The following is an 18,075-nucleotide window of genomic DNA, read 5'->3' on the forward strand; positions in this document are numbered from 1 at the left end:
CGGAAACAGCGGATTTCCGGTCGGCGGGCGTTGCCAAGCCTGCCACGGAATGGTCCACTCGATGCTTGGTTGTGGCGCGTCTCGAAGGGAGAACCCTCGTGAAACGGTCCATACGTCCGGCTCTGTTATGCGTGCCGGGGTTCATCGCGCAGCCGTCCGCCACTCCGAACGCGAAGGCGGCCCCATGAGCCGGCAGCCCGACACGAGCCCTGAGCCGTCCATGAGCCCGGAGGCGTCCAAGAGTCCCGAGCCGTCCACCAGCCCTGGGCCGGCCACGAGCCCCGGGCCGGCCCGGGATCGGCTGCAGGGGATCATCGACGGCTTCACGATGTTCACGGTCATGCAGGCCGCGCTGAAGCTGTCGATCATCGACCTGCTGGCCGCCCGCCCGCACGACCTGGAGGCGCTGGCCGACGCCGTGGCCGGCGCCTCCGGCCTGGGCCGTCCCGACGAGCGGCTGCTCGACCGCCTCATGCGGGCCCTGCAGCACCTGCGCCTGGTCGACCGGGACGACGGCGGCCGGTACCGGCTCACCGCCGACGGCCGGCCGCTCGTCAGTGGCCAGGACGACTCGCTGGCGCCCGGGACGCTGATCTGGGGACAGGATCTGTGGTGGGAATCGGCCCACCTGCTGCACCTGACGATCGCCCGCGGCGTGCCGGTCGCGCTGGACACGTACGGGGTGCCCACGCCCTACGCCTACCTGCAGAGCCGTCCCGCCGAGGGCCGGCTGTTCAACGAGTTCATGAGAACCCGCAGCCACTCGGTCGCGCATGCCCTGGCCGAGCAGGACCTGTCCCGGTTCGGCAGCGTCGCCGACATCGGCGGCGGCACCGGGATCGTCCTGGCGAAGCTGCTGCAGCGCGATCCGCGGCTGCGCGGGACGCTGTTCGAGCTGCCGGAGGTGGCCGCGGAGGCTCGGCGGCACCTGAACGAGCTGGGCCTCGACGCCGTGACGGTGCTGGACGGCGACATGTTCGCCGACCCGCTGCCGGTCGCGGAGCTGCTGCTGCTGTGCAACGTCGTGCACAACTACGCCGACGAGCAGGCGGCCAAGCTGCTGGCCCGGGTCGCGGAGCTGATGACGGCCGGCAGCGAGCTGTGGATCGTGGACTCGATCGTCGAGGACGACCCGGTGAGCTCGCCGTCGGCCAGCGTGGCGCTGGACATCAAGATGCTGACGCTGTTCGCGGGCGGGCAGGAGCGCACGCTGGGCGACATCCGCGGGCTGCTGGGGCAGGCCGGCCTGGCCGTCGAACACACGCGGCCGCTGCCGCACGGCCTGAGCCTCCTGGTAGCCAGGCGTCGCTGATCAGCCGAGGGAGGTCGAGTCCCGGAGCAGGAGGGCGGCCTGGACCCTGTTCGTGCAGTTCAGCTTGGCGAGGATGCGGCTGACGTAGGTCTTGACGCTGGCCTCGGTCAGATGGACGCGCCGGGCCACCTCAGCGTTGGACAGGCCCTGCGCCACCAGGGCGAGCACGTCGGCCTCGCGGGCCGTGAGCGCGGCGAGGCGGCGGGCGGCGTCGCGTACGCGCTCGTCGTCCCCGGGCGCCGCCATGTCCAGCACCTGCCGCGCCACGGCCGGCGACAGGTACGCCTGCCCGGCATGAGCGGCCCGGACGGCCCGGATCAGCTCGTCCGGAGTGCACGTTTTCAGCACGAACCCGGACACGCCCTGCCGTACCGCCCGCCGGACGTTGTCCTCATCGCCGAAGGCGGTGAGCAGCACCACGCGCGGCCCGGTCAGCTCGCCGGCCGCGGTCAGGCCGTCCATGACCGGCATCGCGATGTCCAGGAGCGCGACGTCGGGGCAGTGCCGACGGGCGGCCGCGACCGCCTCGCGGCCGTCGCGCGCCACGGCCACCACCTCGATGTCCCCCGCCGACTCCAGGACGGTCCGGATGCCGGTGGAGATGAGCGGCTCGTCGTCGGCGATCAGCGTCCTGATCACGCGGCGGCGCCCGCGAGGGCCGGCACCAGGGGCAGCATCGCGACGAGCCGGAATTCGCGCGGTCCCGGGTGGACCCGCAGCAGGCCCCCGGCCGCGGCGACGCGTTCGGTCAGCCCGCGCAGCCCGCTCCCGCCGCCCTGGGCAGGGGAGGAGCGGGGCATCGGGTTCGACACCGAGATCAGGAGAGCGTCGGGCTGCCAGTCGAGCGACACGGTGATCGGCGCGCCGGACGCGTGCTTCACCGCGTTCGTCAGCCCTTCCTGAACGACCCGGTAGGCGGCGTGAGACGCGTGCGGGTCGGTGAGCGGGACGACCTCGCCGCGCGTCTCGGCCCGCACCGGGGCGCCCGCCGCCCGCGACCGGGCGACGAGGTCGCCGATCTCCTCCAGCCCGGGTACGTCATGACCGCGCAACGCGCCGACCACCTCGTGCAACTCCGTCGCGGCGGCACGCGCGTTGTCCGCGAGCCCGCGCACCGCGCGCCGCTGGTCCGGCGGCAACGGGCTCACCTCCAGCGCGGCCGCCTGCACGGATACCAGGCTGAGCAGGTGCCCGAGCGAGTCGTGCATGTCGTGCGCGATGCGGAGCCGCTCGCGCAGCCGCTCCTGCTCGGCGACGAGGGCCCGCTCCCTGCGCAGGTGCTCGCGCTGCTGAGCCACATATCGGCCGGCGAGCAGCGGCAGCGCGGTCAGCACGGCGACGCGGGCCAGCGCGATCCACGTCTCCTGCTCGGCGGCGGAGCGCTCCACGGCCAGCAGCAGGGCGCACACGTACGTGATGACCGCGCCCGCCGTCACCGCGACGTCCTTGCGACTGGAGATGCGGTGCCCGGCCTGGAAACCGGTGCAGGCCAGCAGGGCCAGCGACCCGCCGGTGAGCACCGCCAGCGTCAGCGCCGAGAGGAAGGACGCGTACGGCTGCCGGTTCATCGCCGCCATGGTCAGCGCGACCGCCACGGCGTAGGCGGCCAGCAGCCATCCCCGCTGTCCGGTCAACCACAGCAGCGCCGTGTCCGCGACCACGACGGCGGCGACAAGCGCCGCATACCTCGACATACGCCTCACCCTACTCATGGCTGCCGCTGTCAACTTTGGTCAACGACGATTGCTGACTTTCGCGGGCAGACCCAGGCCCGCACCCGCTCCTAGCGTTCTGCGCATGCTCAATGCACTCATGGCACTGGCCGTCCTCGCGACCCCGCTGAGCGCCCAGACCTCGCCCTCTTCAGGGCAGCCTGCACTCAAGTGGAGCGCCTGCCCCATCGCGGACGCGCCCCAGCTCCAGTGCGCGGACCTGCCCGTCGCCCTGGCACCGGGGAACGACCGCAAGATCACCCTGAAGGTCGCCCGCCTGCCCGCCACCGGCGTCAAGAAGGGCTCCGTGCTGGTCAACTTCGGTGGCCCCCAGGGGTACCAGATCGCCTCGCTCGGTTCGCGCACCCAGATCTTCGACAAGATCCGTACGTCGATGGACGTCGTGACGTGGGACCCGCGCGGCTACGCCGGGCTCAGCGGCGCGGTGCTCCAGTGCGACTGGGGCTTCGTGCGCACCCCGGATTTCCCAGCCGACCAGGCCGGCTTCGACCGGATCGCCGCCGCCAACAAGGCCAGGGCCGACAAGTGCCGCAGCACGGATCCCGCGCTCTTCGACCACATGGACTCGGCCTCTGACGCCCGGGACGCCGACGCCATCCGCCAGGCGCTCGGCGAGGACAAGATGAACTTCCTCGGCCTGTCGTACGGCGGGACGATCGCGCAGTCCTACGCCCGGCTGTTCCCGCAGCGGGTGCGGACGATGTACATCGACGGGACCAAGAGCCACAGCCCGCGCAACTGGGAACGTGAGCTCGACGCCATGGCCCGCGAGACCGAGGGCTTCATGGACCGGTTCTTCGCCTGGGCGCCCGCCGGGACGGAGAAGCGCTGGCGGGCGTTGGTCGCCAAGGCGAACCGCGAGCCGATCCCCGCCCCGAAGGTCGAGGCCGAATTCAACGGCACGCAGTTGCAGGCGACCGGGTTCCTCAAGCTCAGGTCAGGCCCCACGAACTGGGGCGCCTTCGTGGCGGCCATCGCGGCGGCCGAGGCAGGAGACGCGTCCGACTTCGCGCTGTCGAGCCGCCAGCCGTATCCCGGCGTACCCGGCGGCGGGTACAAGGAGTGCCTGGACTTCCCGCGCCCCGCCGACCAGCGGGCCGTCGCGCGCACCGCCAAGCGGCTGCGCGCCATCGCCCCGAACACCGGCGCCTCCTTCGCCCTCGCCTGGCATCTGCCGCTGACCTGCGCCGGCTGGCCGACCCCGGTGACCAACCCGCCGAAGCCGATGCCCCGCACGCTGCCGCCGTTCCTGGGAGCGGGCGCCTGGCAGGACTATGACTCCACCCGCCGGGTGGTCGAGCAGATCCCCGGCAGCCGCACGATCCGGCACGACGGCCCTGGACACAACCTCTTCGGCGCGATGGCCAACCCCTGCGTCATCGGCCACGTCAGCGCGTACATCACCGAGCGCCGGCTGCCACCCAAGGGAACCACCTGCCCGTGACCCGGCGGCGAAAATCCCGATGAGTTCGGGCGTTGCCGACACTACGATGTAGGCCGTGATCCCGACCCTGGGCAAGGCGTCGCGCTGATGGCCGTGAGCATGCATGACGTGGCTCGCGTCGCCGGCGTATCCCAGCGCACGGTCTCCAACGTCGTCAACAACTACGAATTCGTCCGCCCGGAGACGCGCCAGCGCGTGCTCGACGCCATGGCGGCGCTCGGCTACGTCCCCAACGCGGCCGCCAGGAGCCTGCGGTCCGCCCGTACGGGGCTGATCGCGCTCGTCGTGCCCGACTTCAGGGCGCGCATCTTCGCCGACCTGGCGGGCCCGGTCGTGCGCGAGGCCGAGGCGCTCGGCTACACGGTGCTGATCGAGCTGACCGGCTCGGACCGCGAGCACGAGCTGACCGTCCTGACGGGCGGCCGCAACCAGCTGACCGACGGCGCGATCATGATGGCCCTGTCGCTGCGGCCGGAGGACGGGCAGCGCCGGCGCGTGGACTATCCGATCGTGCTGGTGGGGGACCAGGTGCTGGAGGGCCAGGTCCATCACGTCGGCATCCCCAACAAGGATGCCTCCGCCGCGGTGGTCCGCCATCTGGTGAGCGCGGGCCGGCGCCGGCTGATGCTGCTCGGCCACGACCCCCACGGCGGCCAGACGGCACGCATGCGGGCGCGGGGCTTTCTCGACGGGCTGGCCGAAGAGGGGCTGACGGCGCATGAGGAGCTGCTGGTCGGGGCCGGCTGGACCCGCGAGGGCGGTCAGTCGGCGATCGAGGAGCACCTGGACGCCGGGCGGCCGATGCCCGACGCCATCTTCGCGATGAACGACTCCCTCGCACTCGGCGCGCTGCGGGCGCTGCACGCCCGGGGGATCCGGGTGCCGCAGGAGGTCGCGCTGGTGGGGTTCGACGACGTCGAGGAGGCACGCTACGCGACGCCGTCGCTGACCTCCGTCTCCCCCGACGTGGAGGCGCTGGCCGCGAACGCCGTCGCGATGCTGCACGAGCAGATCACCGGCAAGCCCAGCGGGCGCGAGCAGCACATCATGGTGGACTTCCGGCTGAAGGTGCGCGAGTCGAGTCAGTGAGGCGGGACCGCGACCCTGCGTCCCGTGTCGATCGCCTCGATGACGAGATACGCGACCTGCAGCGCCCGCCGGCCGGCCGCGGCGTGCACCGGCGGCGGCGCCCCGGCCCGCAGCGCGGGCATGAGCGCGTCGAGATGCGCGTCGAACGTCTCGTGGAACGAGCGCCCCCGGTCGTTGAAGTAGCCGGCCTCCCAGACCGTGCGCGCCTCCGAGCCTGCGGCGGACAGCTCGTACCGCCTGGCGGTGTCGTCGATCAGCAGCCGCCCGGCGTCCCCGTTGACCTCGACGTGGTGGGTGCGCGGGTAGGCGTAGGAGGAGTCGTACGAGCCCAGCAGGCTGCCGACCGCGCCGCAGGCGAAGTGCGCGGCCACGACCAGCGTGGACCCGCCCCTCGTCATCTCGGCGCTGACCGCGTCGATCGGGCCCAGCAGGTGTTCGAGCAGGTCGATGCCGTGGCACTGGGTCTCGATGAGGTTGGCGTGCGGGTGGTGGGCGGAGCTGCCCTCGCCGCCGAACCGCCAGGTCGCGAACGACAAATCGCCCAGCCTGCCGTCGTCGAGGTCGCGCTTGGCGAGCACGACGGGCTCGGCGTAGCGGTGGTTGAAGTTGATCGCGAAGAACAGGTCACGCGCACGGGCCTCGTCGAGCAGCCTGTCGGCCTCGCCGAGGTCGAAGACCAGCGGCTTCTCCACCAGGAGCGGGACGCCGTGCCCGATGAGATCGAGCGTGGGCGCGTAGTGCTCGGTGTTGGGCAGGCAGACGCTGATCAGGTCGGGCCCGGTCTCGTCGATCATGCGGCCGACGTCGTCGTACGCCTGGGTGGACCAGCGCGCCGCGCGCCGCTCCGCACGGGTCAGGTCGCGGGAGAACACCCCCACCACGCGGGAGTCGGCCCGGCTGGAGAAGGCGCGCGCGTGCTGCTCGCCCCACTGTCCAGCGCCGACGATGGCCACACGGGCCGGCTCGCTCATCCGTCCTCCTGGGTGACGACCACTTTGCCCGACTCTCCGGACAGGAACGTCTCGAACGCGAGCGCGGTCTCGCTGACGTCGAAGGTGTGCGTCACGATCCTGCCGAGGTAGCCGGCGTTCCGCCGTAGGACCTCCAGATTGACGGGGAAGTCCGCGTACGGGAAGTACTCGCTGCCCAGCACCGCGCGGCCGGTGGCGATGAGGTCGGGCGAGACGTCCAGCCGCAGGTCCTCCCCGTGCCCGACGCACACCAGGACGCCGCCCTTGGCCAGCCCGTCCAGGGCGGACCGCCGGGCGGTGGCGCGGCCGGAGGCGTCCACCGCGGCGTCCACCTCCGGCACGTCCCCGATGGAGCCGGCGTGGACGGGGATGCCGCCGAGCGACTCGGCGAAGGACAGCCGCCACTCTGAGACGTCGCTGACGTGGATCGGCACGTCCGGGCCGAGGGTCAGCCGGGCGACGGCCAGCACCCCGACGCCGACCGGGCCCGCGCCGGTGATCAGCAGCGAGCCGATGCCGGGGCGGACGCTCAGCGCCCTGTTCAGCGCCGCGCCGCTGGTGCCCATGACGTCCAGGAGCATCGTGGCCAGCGGGAACGGGAGATCGTCCCCGATCGGGAAGAACATCCGCTCCTCGACGACCTCCAGCGGGCCGAGGCCGCCGTCGCGGTTGAAGCCCATGTCGCCGGCCTTGTCCAGGCACAGGTTGGTCGCGCCCGCGCGGCAGCTCCGGCACCGCCCGCAGTAGGCCATGAGGTAGATCACCCCACGGGTCCCCACCGGCGTGGCGGTGGCCGGGCCGGCCGCGACGACCGTACCCGCGGCCTCGTGACCCGCGACGACCGGGCTGCCGTCGCGGAAGAGGCCGTGGTCGCTGCCGCACAGCGCGTTGGCCCGCGGCCGGACGAGCAGCTGCCCGGGACCGGGCTCGGGGTAGGTGTGCGAACGCCGCTCCACCCTGCCCGCGCCGGCCAGGAACGGCGCCGTGGTGACGGTCGTCGTCACTGGCCGCCGAGCCCGGTGGTGGCGATGCCCTTGATGATCTGCCGCTGGAAGAACAGGAACACGATGATCAGCGGCAGCGCGGCCATGATGGCGCCGGCCATCTGCTGGGCGAAGACGACGCCGAAGCCGTTGCTGACGGTCTGCAGCCCGACGGGCAGGGTCATCAGGTTGGGGTCGTTGGTCACGATGAACGGCCACAGGAAGTTGTTCCACGCGCCCACGAACGTGAAGATCGCCACCGTCGCGATGATCGGCCGCGACAGCGGCAGCACGATCCGCAGGAAGATGACGAACGGCCCCGCCCCGTCCACCCGCGCGGCGTCCTCGATCTCGCGGGGGATGCTGTCGAAGAAGCGCTTCAGGATGAACACCATCACCGGCGCGACCACCTGGGGCAGGATGAGCCCCCAGTAGGTGTCGACCATGTCGAAGGCGAGCATCTCGTCGAAGAGCGGCACGATGAAGATCGTCCCGGGAATCATGATCGAGGCGACGGTGAGGGCCAGGAGCGGTTTGCGACCGGCGAAGTCCAGCCGCGAGAACGCGTACCCCGCCAGCGTGGAGATCACCAGCGTCAGGATCGTGACGCCGGACGCCACGATCAGGCTGTTGCCCATCCAGGTGGGGACGTTGCCCATCCGGAAGATCTCGGCGTAGATCTCCCACGTGTAGCCGCCGTCGGGCAGGAACGTCACGGGGGACGCGGCGGCGTCCGTCTCGGACTTGAGCGAGGTGTTCACCGCCCACAGGAACGGCGCCAGCATCAGGAGGCTGAACAGGGCCAGGACCACGAAGGCCGTGACGCGCCCGGCATTGGTGCTTTTCATGCCTGCTCGGACCTCCGGGCGAACTTCAGCTGCAGCAGCGACAGGACCAGGATGATGGCGAAGAAGACGTACGAGATCGCCGCGGCGTAGCCGAGCCGGTAGCCCGTGAAGCCGGTGTCGAAGACGTACATGAGGATCGAGCGGGTGGCGTCGTCCGGGCCGCCGGCCGTCATCTGGTAGATCTGGTCGAACACCTTGAGCGAGGCCAGGATCTGCAGGACGAGGATGAGCATCGTGGTGTTGCGCAGCAGCGGCAGCGTGATCGAGAACAGCTGCCGCCACTTGCCCGCCCCGTCGATCGCGGCGGCCTCGTAGACGGTGCCGGGGATGTTCTGCAGCGCGGCCAGGTAGAGCAGGAAGTTGAAGCCGAGCGTCCACCAGGTCGTGGTGACCGCGACGGCCGCCATGGCGAAGTCCGGGTCCTGCAGCCATTTCTCGCCCTCGGCCCCGAAGGCGCCGAGCACGGTGTTGATCAGCCCGAGCTCGGGGTTGTACAGCCACTTCCAGAACAGGCTGACCACGGTCGAGGCCAGCAGGTACGGCAGGAAGAACGACATGCGCCAGACCCACTGCCCCGGCAGCCCCATGTTGACCAGCAACGCCGCCACCAGGGCGAGCACGATCAGCGGGACCGTGGTGAGCACGGTGAACAGCAGCGTGTTGCCGAACGTCGCCCACACCATCGGGTCGGTGAGGGCCTCGGCGTAGTTGGCGAGCCCGACCATCTTCGGCTCGGCGCCGGCCGCCAGGTCGCGGTCGGTGAGGCTCATCCACATCCCGTAGACCGTGGGCCACAGGAGGAAGAGCGCGAAGGACACGAAGAACGGGAGCACGTAGAGCAGCCCGGCGCGGCTTCTGCCCACCCGGGCCGGGGCCGCGGGCGCCCGGGTGACGGCGCCCTTCGCGAGGGTGGCCGACGTCATCGCTGCACCGCCTTGGAGATGAGGACGTTGACACGATCGGCGAAGTCGGCGACCGCGTCCTTGACCGAGGTCTGGCCGATCAGCGCGTTCTGGATGACGCCGCCGAACTGGGTCATGAAGTTGGAGCCCGAACCGGTGAACGAGGACGGGGGGTCGTAGCGGAGGTAGGTCGCCGTGGCCGCGTAGTCGTTGTTCGGCCGTAGCGCCTTGAACTCCGGGGTGTTGACGACGGGCTGGTAGGCGGGCGTGTGCCCGGCTCCGCCCCAGGGCAACGAGTTCTTCAGGATCTTGGAGACCGCCTCGTAGGCGAGCTCGCGCCGCTCCTCGTCCGGGTTCGACTGGTGGGGGAGGACGAACGTGTGCGAGTCACCCCAGGCCGCGTCGATGCCCGTGCCGAACATGTTCGGGACCGGCAGGGCGCCCAGCGGCATCTTCTTGTCCTGGTACTGCGGCAGCTCCCAGACGCCCGAGAAGACCAGCCCGGCGTCGCCGCCGAGGAACGCCGAGGTCGCCGTGGCGTACTCGGCGCTGGTGGAGGCCACCTCGCCGTCGACCAGGCTGCGCATCGTCTCGACCGACTCGCCGAACGCCTCGGCGTCGTAGGCGAACTTCTCGCCCGACAGGTCGAAGGTCGCGCCGTGCTGGCTGTAGAAGGTCCAGAACAGGCGCCACAGCTGGGCGCCGTCGCCGAGGAACCCGTAGGCCAGTCCGTACGGCTTGCCGGTGACCTTCTTGAACTCCGCGCCGACACGTTTCATGTCGTCCATGCTCTTGATCGGCGGGAGCTTCCCCGCGGCGTCGAGCAGCCCGGCCTTGCCGGCCAGGTCGGTGTTGAAGAAGGCGACGAACGCGTGGGAGTCCAGGGCCAGCGCGTAGACCTTGCCGTTGACGATCGAGCTCTTCCAGGCCGGGGCCGTGAACGTCGATTCGCCGACGCCGTAGCGGGCGAGCCGGCCGAGGTCCCAGGGGTCGAGCAGGCCGCCAGGGGCATACCCGGCAAGGCGCGACATGTGGACGATGCCGAGGTCGGGTGCGCGTCCGCCGGCCGCCGCCATCGCCAGTTTGGTGTAGTAGGGCGGCCCCCAGGCCAGGACGACCTGCTTGATGCGGGCTTGGGGCATGTCCGCGTCGGCCTTGGTCACGATCTGGTTCATGCGCTCGCCGTCGCCGCCGGTGAGGAGATGCCAGAAGGAGATCTCCTGCGTACTGCGCCCGGCCGGCCCCGTGCCGCAGCCGGCCAGCAGGGCGGAAAGTCCCGCGACTTGCAGCACCCTGCGGCGGGAGAGCCGGGAATTGCGCCACTCACTCATACGTGGTTCCTCGCAGAGGGTCCTACCTGCCCTCACAACGGAGGGTAGGTGGATGTTGACTCCGATTGGAGGGAGTGTGGCACACTCTGCTACGTAGCAAAAGGTCTTGACTAATCCCATGATTGCGCTAACCCCGAAGGGTGCCAGATGTCGATTTCCGCTGCCCACGATGTGCCACGGCCGGAATATCCGCGCCCGCAGATGGTCCGCCAGGACTGGCTCAACCTCAATGGGCCGTGGCAGTTCGAGATCGATGCCGCGGACTCCGGCCTGGAGCGCGGCCTGCGCGAACGTGCGCTCTCCGGGACGATCACCGTGCCCTTCGCGCCGGAGTCGGAGCTGTCCGGAGTGGAGCACACGGACTTCATGGAGGCGGTCTGGTACCGCCGCACCGTGACGATCCCGGCCGCGTGGGCGGGCCGCCGGACGCTGCTGCACTTCGGCGCCGTCGACCATGACGCCACCGTGTGGGTGAACGGCGTCGAGGTGGCCCGCCACCGCGGCGGCTTCTCGCCGTTCACGGCGGACCTGTCGCAGGCGGCGAGCCCCGGGGAGGAGGCCACGATCGTGGTACGCGCCCGCGACTCCCGGTACGGGCCGCAGGCACGGGGCAAGCAGTCCACCAGGTACCAGAACTACGAGTGCCTCTACACCCGCACGACGGGGATCTGGCAGACGGTGTGGCTGGAGCCCGTACCCGACGTGCACCTGCGCCGCCCGCGCTGCACGCCCGACGTCGCGACCTCCTCCTTCACCGTCGTCGTCCCGCTGTCCGGCAACCGCCCCGGCGCCTCGGTGCGCGTGAGCGTCGCCGACGGGGACGGCGTCGTCGCCACCGCGACCGCCCGCGCCGACGTGGACCTCGCCCCCTCGCTGCGCCTGGAGCTCCCCGCGGACCGGGTGCGCCTGTGGGAGGCGGGCGACGGCTTTCTCTACGACCTCAGGGTCGAGCTGCTCGACGTCGGCGGCGTCGTCACGGACTCCGTGGACAGCTACGCCGGGCTGCGCTCGATCGCCGTCGACGGCAAGCGCGTGCTCATCAACGGCCGCCCGGTCTTCCAGCGGCTCGTGCTGGACCAGGGCTACTACCCCGACGGCCTCATGACCGCGCCCAGCGACGCCGCGCTGCTGCGCGACATCGAGCTGTCGGTGGCCGCGGGCTTCAACGGCGCGCGCCTGCACCAGAAGGTGTTCGAGGAGCGTTTCCTGTACCACGCCGACCGGCTGGGCTACCTGGTCTGGGGCGAGTTCGGCGACTGGGGCGCCTTCTCCGAGGGCGAGCAGCGGCCGACCGCCTCCTTCATCACGCAGTGGCTGGAGGTCCTGGAGCGGGACGTCTCACACCCGTCGATCATCGGGTGGTGCCCGCTCAACGAGACCTCCCAGCCGATCCACGACCGTGTCTCCCAGCTCGACGACGTCACCCGCGGCATGTTCCTGGCCACGAAGCTCGCCGACCCCAGCCGCCCGGTGATCGACGCCTCCGGCTACAGCCATCGCGTGCCGGAGACGGACATCTACGACTCCCACCACTACGAGCAGGAGCCCGGCGCGTTCGCCGGCGAGCTGAGCGGCCTGGGCAAGGACCGGCCCTTCGCCAACACCTCGCCCCAGGGGCCCATCTCCGTCCCCTACCGCGGCCAGCCGTACTTCGTCAGCGAGTACGGCGGCATCTGGTGGAACCCGGAGCTCGCCGGGACCGAGCAGGACGCGGACCGCGTGCAGTCCTGGGGCTATGGGCAGCGCGTGCGGAGCGAGGAGGAGTTCCACACCCGCTTCGCCGGGCTGACCGGCGTGCTGCTGGACGACCCGGACATGTTCGGCTATTGCTATACGCAGCTCACCGACGTGTTCCAGGAGGAGAACGGCATCTACCGCTTCGACCGGACGACCAAGCTCGACGTCGAACGCGTCCGCGCGGTCCAGGCCCGGCGGGCCGCCGCCGAAGATGCGACCTGAACAGGCTCCGGCACGTTTTGTGGATCGGTGGCGGGAGCGGCGCGGGAAAGTCGACCATCGGGCGTCGCCTGGCGGCTCGGCACGGCCTGCGTCTCTACGCGACCGACGACGTGATGCCGGACCATGCCCGCCGGAGCACCCCGGAGGACAGTCCGTTCCTGAGCGAGTTCGTGGCCATGGACATGGACGAGCGATGGGTGAACCGGTCTCCGGAGGCCATGCTGGAGACGTTCCACTGGTATCGGGGCGAGGGCTTCGGCCTGATCGTCGAAGACCTCCTGCGCCTTCCGCGTGAGCCGGGTGTGATCGTCGAGGGGTTCCGGCTGCTGCCGCACCTCGTGCGGCCGCTCCTGGCGATGCTGGGGCAGGCCGTCTGGCTGCTCCCGACGCCCGGCTTCCGCCGGGCCGCGTTCGAGAGCAGGGGCTCGTTGTGGGAGATCGCCGGGAAGACCGGCGATCCGGAACGGGCGCTGCGCAACCTGCTTGAGCGCGATCGCCTGTTCACGGAACGCCTCGGCGGGGAGGCGCGGCGGCTCGGTCTTCGTGTCATCGAGGTCGGCGACGGGATGACCGAGGACGAGCTGGCCGGGCGGGTGACGGAGGCGTTCGGGCTCTGACCGGGAGGCACCGCCCGGTCAGGAGGCGGGGCCGTCCGGCGGGGGCGCGAACTGGCCGTAGCGGACGTCGCGCGTCTGGTCGCCGAGGTACGGCCGGCCCTGCGGGGGTGCGGGATGGTAGCCGTGCCGGCCGCCCTGCGGGCCGTACCCGTAGCCGCCCTGGCCGTCGGACTGCGGGCCGTACCCGTAGCCGCCCTGGCCGTAGCCGTCGCCGCCGTTGTGTCCGTACGGGCCGCGGGCCGGCTGGGGTGCGGGCGGAAGCTGGTGCTGCTGCCACGAGGGCGGCGGCATCGCGCCGTACGGGCCGTTGACCGGAGGCGCGCCGTAAGCCGGCACAGGACGGGAGCGGCGCCGGCCGAGGACCTTCACCACGAGCACCGCGAGCACGATCGCGACCAGCACGCCGGCTCCGATCAGCACCCACATCAGGATCGGCCTGGGCGACTCGTCCTTGCCCGCCGAGATCGCCGCCTGCGTCTCGCTGATGTACTTGGCCACGTACGGATGGTTCGGGAAGAGCGCCTGCACCTCGCGGAGCTTCGGCAGCGCGTCCTCGAAGTAGTTGCGGAAGTAGTCGTTCAGCGCCTCGTTGTACCGGATCGTGGTCATGGCCTGGGCGGGCTTGACGTTCTTCTCGCCGAGCTTCTCCTTGATGATGCTCACCGGCAGCACGAAGCTCTCGCTCTCCGACGCCTCGCCGCCCGCGCTGACCGTGCCGGCGATCAGCATGCCGATGACCTTGCCCTCCTTGCTGAACACCGGCCCGCCGGAGTTGCCGTGGTAGGACGGCGCCTGGGTCTGGATGTACGGCACGCCGGTCTGGGTGGCCCGCTTGGCGTTGAACGGCCCCTCGGTCAGCGCCGGCTCCAGCTTGGACTCCAGGCTGAAGAACGGGGTGTTCGTGACCAGGCCGGGGAAGCCGCTGATGTACAGCGTGTCTCCGGTGCGCACGTCGGCGTCCGCACCGAGCGGGACGGTCGGCAGGTTCTGCTGGCCGTTGACCTTGAGCAGCGCGAAGTCCTTGCCGGGGTAGCTCTCGCCCACCGATACCAGCTCGGCCGGGACCGCCTTGGCCGTCTTGTCCACGCCGCCGCCCGGCAGGCTCTGCAGCACCGACAGGCTCTGCTTCAGACCGCGGATCTTCATGTGGCCGGTGTTGAACGTGACGTAGATCTGCTGCGCGAGCTTGACCATCTCCTCGTCGGCCTCGATGCCCCGCAGGCCGGAGATGATCTCCTTGGCGTCCTGCTCGTTGAACTTGGCCAGCGCCTGCTGCGCGAACAGCTGGCTGAGCTCCGTCTCGCCGACCTGGACGCAGTGGGCTCCGGTGACCATGTACCCGTCGGGGGTGACCCACCAGCCGGTGCACAGGCCGCCGACCTCGGCGTCCACCGTACGCTCCGGGGTGGTCTCGGTGAGGTAGGTGTCGACGTCGGCGGCGATCCGCTGGAACAGCCACTTGGCGATGCTGCGCTCGTCCGACGAGATCTTGCCCGCCTGCACGGCGACCACGGCCTGCTCGCTGAGCTGGTTGAACGCGGTCTGATTGATCGTGCTGGTCGGGACGGCGACCGTACCGGTGTAGGTGAAGCTGGTCAGCTGGACCGCCGGCTGGGTACGCGCCGCCAGCCAGGTGCCGACGGGAATGTCGGGCCGCTCGTCGGGCGCGGCGTCGGCCGCCGCGGGCGCGACGGGCAACGCGATCGTCAGGACCGCCGCCGCGACCGCGACGGTCTTCATCCATCTCTTCCTGAAATATCCGCTCACGTAGGGAAATGGTGAGGGGGCGCTCTTGTCCATGGCTTGGAGCCGGCTTGTGAACCCCGGGCCCTGCCCGTCACCTGCCCATCACCCGCCGCCCGTCACCCGCCGCCCGTCACTTGCCCGTCAGGACCGTTCGACCGTGAACGTGCTGCAGCCCCCGGTGTCGACGCGCCCGTTGATCGCGGAGGGGCGATCCTCGGTGAGGGTCGCGCGGAGGCCGACCATGAGGTAGTCGCCCGGCCGGTCGATCCAGCGTTCGCCGTCCAGCGCCAGGACCCGTCCGGTCAGCCGGCCGCTCATGGCGAAGGAGCCCGAGGGAACGTCGGGGTTGCTGGGGTCGGCCTTGAACGCGAAAACGGCCTTGAGCTTGCCCGGCGACGGCTCGGTGATCGTGAGCTCAAGCGCGGTTTTGCCTTGGCTGCACTGGTAGGTGCCGGTCCACTTGCCCGCCACTGAGGCGCGGGCGGGAGCCGTCGCGCTGGCACTGGCACTGGCGCTGGCGGTGGGACTGGCACTGGCGGTGCGGCTGGGTCTGGCGCTGGGGCTGTCGGTGGGGCTGGCGCTGGCGACCGTGATCGGCTCCGGCTGCCCTCGATTGGCCAGGAACACCACGGCGGCGCCGACCAGCGCGAGCAGGATCACGATCCCGGCGGACAGCGCGACCACCAAGCCGGTCGAGCTCTTCGCCGGGGCCGGCGACGCATAGCTCGGCGCGCCGGGCGACGGGGCGTAGGAAGGCTGAGGGGCGTAGGCGGGAGACGGAGCGTAGGCGGGAGGCGAGGGGAAGGCGAGCGTCGGGGCGTAGCCGAGCGTCTGGGTGGGAGGCTGCTCGTAACCCGGCCGGCTCGGCCCGTCCCCGTGCAGGAACCCCAGCACCTCCTGTGCCGTCGGCCGGTGCTTGGGCTGCTTGGCCAGGCATCGGTCCAGGATGGGCTGGAGCGGCTGGGGCAGCCGCGACAGGTCCGTGGCCGCGTACGACACCCGATGGGCCACGGCCGGAACGCCGTCCTCCCCGAAAGGGGGCATCCCGGTCGCCGCGTAGATCATCGTCGCGGCCCAGGAGAACACGTCGGACGGCGGCCCCGCCGGCTGACCCGCCACCTGCTCCGGCGACAAGTACGCGGGCACGACCGCCGGGTCCGGATACCGCGCGATCCCGAAGTCGATCACCTTCACGCCCTGGGGGCCGAGCAGCACGTCGGCCGGCTTGAAGTCCAGGTGAGCGATCCCCGCCCGGTGCATCGCCGCCAGCGCGGCGACGGTGCCGGTCGCCAGCCAGTGCACCTGACCGGCGTCACGCGGGCCCTCCCGGCGGACCAGCTCCGCCAGCGATACGCCTTCCGCGTATTCGCTGACGACGTAGAGCCGGTCACCGTACATCCCGGTGGTCAGCACCCGTGCGGCGGACGGCTCCGTCACCTGCCCCGCCACGGCGGCCATCGCGCGCTGGGTCTCGGCGTCACCTGGGGGCAGCAGTTTGATCGCCACCTGTCCGCTCGCCGAGCGGCCCAGGTAGACGACCGATCGCCGGCCCCGGCCCAGCACGCCGATGAGCGCGTACTCGCCCAGTTGTGCGGGATCTCCCTCGGCTGACGCTTGTATCCCGTACATATGGTTCCCGACCATAACGCCCGCCGGGCCGGCACGTGAAGAGCAGCGTCAGCAGTAGGCGATCCCCGACACCGTGAAGGGGATGTTGTGGTAGGGCGTGTACTCGGAGCGCTGCCCGGGGGAGACGCAGGGGCCGTGCTCGGGCCAGGAGCCGACCATGGGGTTGGGGCTGGTGACGTAGATCTTGACCGCGTAGTTGCCGTCGCCGCCACTGCAGTAGGCCCAGGCGGTCTTGCCGTCCCGGCCTGTCGTGCAGCCGGTGGGAGTGGCTTGAGCGGGGGAGGCGGTGCCGATGAGAGTGGCGGCGAAGAGGGCTGAGGCGGCTAAGACCGCGTGCTTTCTCGTGCGCATTTGCTGACCTCCAGCAGTTCGGGGTGGGGCCGGGGGAGTGCACTGTTAGGAAAGCTTCTTAAGAGAAGATAGTTGAGCCAGGCACGCCGTCAAGGTCGGCCTCAGGTCTGGGTCGGGGAGCGGCCCTCCACCAAGGCGGCGAACCCGTCGAGATGGCGGGCCAGGCTGTACTCGAACAGTCCGTCCACGTCCGACACCGTCTCGTGCGACATCGCGGCCAGCAGCGGGAACCGTCCGCTGCCGAGGAGCTCGTCGGCCCGTTCCCGCTGTGCGAGCCACCACCGGGTGAGCGTCACGCCGGTCTCCTGCTCCGCTTCGACCTCGTCGGCCATGGTCAGGGCGACGGTGACGACGAGTGCGTGCAGCGTGAGCACCTCTCGGATCCGTACCGTCATGGGCAGGTCGAGCCCGTCGAGCGCACGCAGGGTCCACTCGGTGTGGGCCATCATGTTGGGCACGAGCAGCGGGCGGGTGAACGAGACGGCCCTGGGCATCCAGAGGTGCCGCCGCCCCAGCTCCCATTGCCGGCGGGAGATCAGCTCAAGCTTGGCCCGCCACCCCTCCGGGCCGGGGACGGGCAGCTCCGGTTCGCCGAAGACCTCGTCGACCATCTGCGTCACCAGCTCTTCCTTGTTCGCCACGTGCCGGTAGAGCGACATCGGGCCGACGCCGAGCTCGGTCGCGAGCCGCCGCATGGACACGGCATCGAGCCCCTCGCTGTCGGCGATCGCGATGGCGGTGCGGAGAACCTGGTCGCGGTTCAGCGCCTGCTTGGGGATGCCGGCCTGCCGTGGTCTCGGGGTCGTGGCCGGGGCGACCGGCCGCTGGTGGCCCGTGCGCGCGCTGACCACCGTACCGGCGCCGACCTTCGCCTCGACCAGCCCTTCGTCGCGCAGCGCCGCCATCACTTTGGTCGCGGTCGCGACCGCGACGCCCCATCGCTGGGCGACCTGCCGGATGGACGGCACCCGATCGCCCGGCCGCAGGTCGCCGGCCAGAATCCGGGCGCGGAACTCCGCGACGATACGCCGGTAGGGCGGGTCCGGCCGATGCGCTGACAAGGGACCTCCTGAGGACAGGTGTACTAGTTCAATTATCATCGCACTAGTGCACTTTATCCCGCTATAAGCTTGGGATTCGCGCCATTCCGAATACGATGT

16 protein-coding genes are annotated in these 18,075 nt (G+C 70.8%); 5 read left to right on the forward strand and 11 right to left on the reverse strand.

Features of this window, described 5'->3' with window-relative positions; genetic code table 11:
• Positions 1–184 precede the first annotated feature (184 nt).
• A complete protein-coding gene (locus tag ABEA43_RS30360; protein ID WP_345567093.1) occupies positions 185–1,312 on the forward strand; it encodes a methyltransferase in 1,128 nt (375 codons plus the stop codon).
• Here ABEA43_RS30360 and ABEA43_RS30365 read toward each other — a convergent pair whose 3' ends face one another.
• Both ABEA43_RS30365 and ABEA43_RS30370 read right to left on the reverse strand, forming a co-directional pair.
• Positions 1,313–1,951, reverse strand: a complete 639-nt coding sequence (locus tag ABEA43_RS30365) for a response regulator transcription factor (RefSeq protein ID WP_345567096.1) — start codon at positions 1,949–1,951, stop codon at positions 1,313–1,315.
• Positions 1,948–3,006 (reverse strand): sensor histidine kinase, encoded by a 1,059-nt coding sequence (locus tag ABEA43_RS30370; protein WP_345567097.1) that lies wholly within the window; start codon positions 3,004–3,006, stop codon positions 1,948–1,950. The genes ABEA43_RS30365 and ABEA43_RS30370 overlap by 4 nt, the downstream gene beginning before the upstream one ends.
• Positions 3,007–3,109: 103 nt before the next feature.
• Here ABEA43_RS30370 and ABEA43_RS30375 point away from each other — a divergent pair, with 103 nt between their 5' ends.
• Complete coding sequence (locus ABEA43_RS30375; protein ID WP_345567098.1) at positions 3,110–4,489, forward strand: alpha/beta fold hydrolase; 1,380 nt, start codon at positions 3,110–3,112, stop codon at positions 4,487–4,489.
• A gap of 108 nt (positions 4,490–4,597) precedes the next feature.
• Entirely contained in the window at positions 4,598–5,578 is a 981-nt protein-coding gene (locus tag ABEA43_RS30380) for a LacI family DNA-binding transcriptional regulator (RefSeq protein ID WP_345567099.1), read from the forward strand.
• Here the strand turns inward: ABEA43_RS30380 and ABEA43_RS30385 are convergent.
• From ABEA43_RS30385 to ABEA43_RS30405, 5 genes are read right to left on the reverse strand one after another with little or no spacing between them, the layout of a single operon-like run.
• Complete coding sequence (locus ABEA43_RS30385; protein WP_345567101.1) at positions 5,572–6,549, reverse strand: Gfo/Idh/MocA family protein; 978 nt, start codon at positions 6,547–6,549, stop codon at positions 5,572–5,574. The two genes, ABEA43_RS30380 and ABEA43_RS30385, sit on opposite strands and share 7 nt — an antisense overlap.
• The gene (locus tag ABEA43_RS30390) at positions 6,546–7,553 is read right to left on the reverse strand and encodes an alcohol dehydrogenase catalytic domain-containing protein (RefSeq protein ID WP_345567102.1); all 1,008 of its coding nucleotides are present in this window, start codon (positions 7,551–7,553) and stop codon (positions 6,546–6,548) included. The genes ABEA43_RS30385 and ABEA43_RS30390 overlap by 4 nt, the downstream gene beginning before the upstream one ends.
• The gene (locus ABEA43_RS30395; RefSeq protein WP_345567104.1) at positions 7,550–8,380 is read right to left on the reverse strand and encodes a carbohydrate ABC transporter permease; all 831 of its coding nucleotides are present in this window, start codon (positions 8,378–8,380) and stop codon (positions 7,550–7,552) included. The genes ABEA43_RS30390 and ABEA43_RS30395 overlap by 4 nt, the downstream gene beginning before the upstream one ends.
• Positions 8,377–9,303, reverse strand: a complete 927-nt coding sequence (locus ABEA43_RS30400; RefSeq protein ID WP_345567106.1) for a carbohydrate ABC transporter permease — start codon at positions 9,301–9,303, stop codon at positions 8,377–8,379. Before ABEA43_RS30400 ends, ABEA43_RS30395 begins: the two co-directional genes overlap by 4 nt.
• The gene (locus ABEA43_RS30405) at positions 9,300–10,613 is read right to left on the reverse strand and encodes an extracellular solute-binding protein (RefSeq protein WP_345567107.1); all 1,314 of its coding nucleotides are present in this window, start codon (positions 10,611–10,613) and stop codon (positions 9,300–9,302) included. The genes ABEA43_RS30400 and ABEA43_RS30405 overlap by 4 nt, the downstream gene beginning before the upstream one ends.
• A 147-nt stretch (positions 10,614–10,760) precedes the next feature.
• Between ABEA43_RS30405 and ABEA43_RS30410 the strand changes: the two genes are divergently transcribed.
• Positions 10,761–12,572, forward strand: a complete 1,812-nt coding sequence (locus tag ABEA43_RS30410; protein WP_345567109.1) for a glycoside hydrolase family 2 protein — start codon at positions 10,761–10,763, stop codon at positions 12,570–12,572.
• 113 nt (positions 12,573–12,685) lie between these two features.
• On the forward strand, positions 12,686–13,189 hold the full coding sequence (locus ABEA43_RS30415; RefSeq protein ID WP_345567110.1) for a hypothetical protein: 504 nt from the start codon (positions 12,686–12,688) through the stop codon (positions 13,187–13,189).
• A gap of 18 nt (positions 13,190–13,207) precedes the next feature.
• On the opposite strand, the gene ABEA43_RS30420 is transcribed toward ABEA43_RS30415, so the two are convergent.
• The 4 genes from ABEA43_RS30420 to ABEA43_RS30435 form a co-directional block, all read right to left on the reverse strand.
• Positions 13,208–14,929: a S1 family peptidase gene (locus ABEA43_RS30420; RefSeq protein ID WP_345567112.1), complete on the reverse strand. Its 1,722-nt coding sequence runs from the start codon at positions 14,927–14,929 to the stop codon at positions 13,208–13,210.
• A gap of 147 nt (positions 14,930–15,076) precedes the next feature.
• On the reverse strand, positions 15,077–16,564 hold the full coding sequence (locus ABEA43_RS30425) for a serine/threonine-protein kinase (RefSeq protein ID WP_345567113.1): 1,488 nt from the start codon (positions 16,562–16,564) through the stop codon (positions 15,077–15,079).
• Positions 16,565–16,612: 48 nt separating this feature from the next.
• The gene (locus ABEA43_RS30430; RefSeq protein ID WP_345567114.1) at positions 16,613–16,915 is read right to left on the reverse strand and encodes a hypothetical protein; all 303 of its coding nucleotides are present in this window, start codon (positions 16,913–16,915) and stop codon (positions 16,613–16,615) included.
• A 101-nt stretch (positions 16,916–17,016) separates the two neighbouring features.
• The gene (locus tag ABEA43_RS30435) at positions 17,017–17,976 is read right to left on the reverse strand and encodes a TetR/AcrR family transcriptional regulator C-terminal domain-containing protein (RefSeq protein ID WP_345567115.1); all 960 of its coding nucleotides are present in this window, start codon (positions 17,974–17,976) and stop codon (positions 17,017–17,019) included.
• Positions 17,977–18,075: the final 99 nt, after the last annotated feature.

Source organism: Nonomuraea rosea (assembly GCF_039539705.1).
In the GTDB taxonomy this organism is placed as follows: domain Bacteria; phylum Actinomycetota; class Actinomycetes; order Streptosporangiales; family Streptosporangiaceae; genus Nonomuraea; species Nonomuraea rosea.

What these genes read in the sequence shown, in the direction of transcription:
- ABEA43_RS30360 (WP_345567093.1), top strand. Translation starts at nt 185, where the DNA reads ATGAGCCGGCAGCCCGACACGAGCCCTGAGCCGTCCATGAGCCCGGAG.
- ABEA43_RS30420 (WP_345567112.1), bottom strand. Translation starts at nt 14,929, where the DNA reads ATGAAGACCGTCGCGGTCGCGGCGGCGGTCCTGACGATCGCGTTGCCC.
- ABEA43_RS30430 (WP_345567114.1), bottom strand. Translation starts at nt 16,915, where the DNA reads ATGCGCACGAGAAAGCACGCGGTCTTAGCCGCCTCAGCCCTCTTCGCC.
- ABEA43_RS30370 (WP_345567097.1), bottom strand. Translation starts at nt 3,006, where the DNA reads ATGTCGAGGTATGCGGCGCTTGTCGCCGCCGTCGTGGTCGCGGACACG.
- ABEA43_RS30415 (WP_345567110.1), top strand. Translation starts at nt 12,686, where the DNA reads ATGCCGGACCATGCCCGCCGGAGCACCCCGGAGGACAGTCCGTTCCTG.
- ABEA43_RS30425 (WP_345567113.1), bottom strand. Translation starts at nt 16,564, where the DNA reads ATGTACGGGATACAAGCGTCAGCCGAGGGAGATCCCGCACAACTGGGC.
- ABEA43_RS30400 (WP_345567106.1), bottom strand. Translation starts at nt 9,303, where the DNA reads ATGACGTCGGCCACCCTCGCGAAGGGCGCCGTCACCCGGGCGCCCGCG.
- ABEA43_RS30405 (WP_345567107.1), bottom strand. Translation starts at nt 10,613, where the DNA reads ATGAGTGAGTGGCGCAATTCCCGGCTCTCCCGCCGCAGGGTGCTGCAA.
- ABEA43_RS30395 (WP_345567104.1), bottom strand. Translation starts at nt 8,380, where the DNA reads ATGAAAAGCACCAATGCCGGGCGCGTCACGGCCTTCGTGGTCCTGGCC.
- ABEA43_RS30375 (WP_345567098.1), top strand. Translation starts at nt 3,110, where the DNA reads ATGCTCAATGCACTCATGGCACTGGCCGTCCTCGCGACCCCGCTGAGC.
- ABEA43_RS30385 (WP_345567101.1), bottom strand. Translation starts at nt 6,549, where the DNA reads ATGAGCGAGCCGGCCCGTGTGGCCATCGTCGGCGCTGGACAGTGGGGC.
- ABEA43_RS30410 (WP_345567109.1), top strand. Translation starts at nt 10,761, where the DNA reads ATGTCGATTTCCGCTGCCCACGATGTGCCACGGCCGGAATATCCGCGC.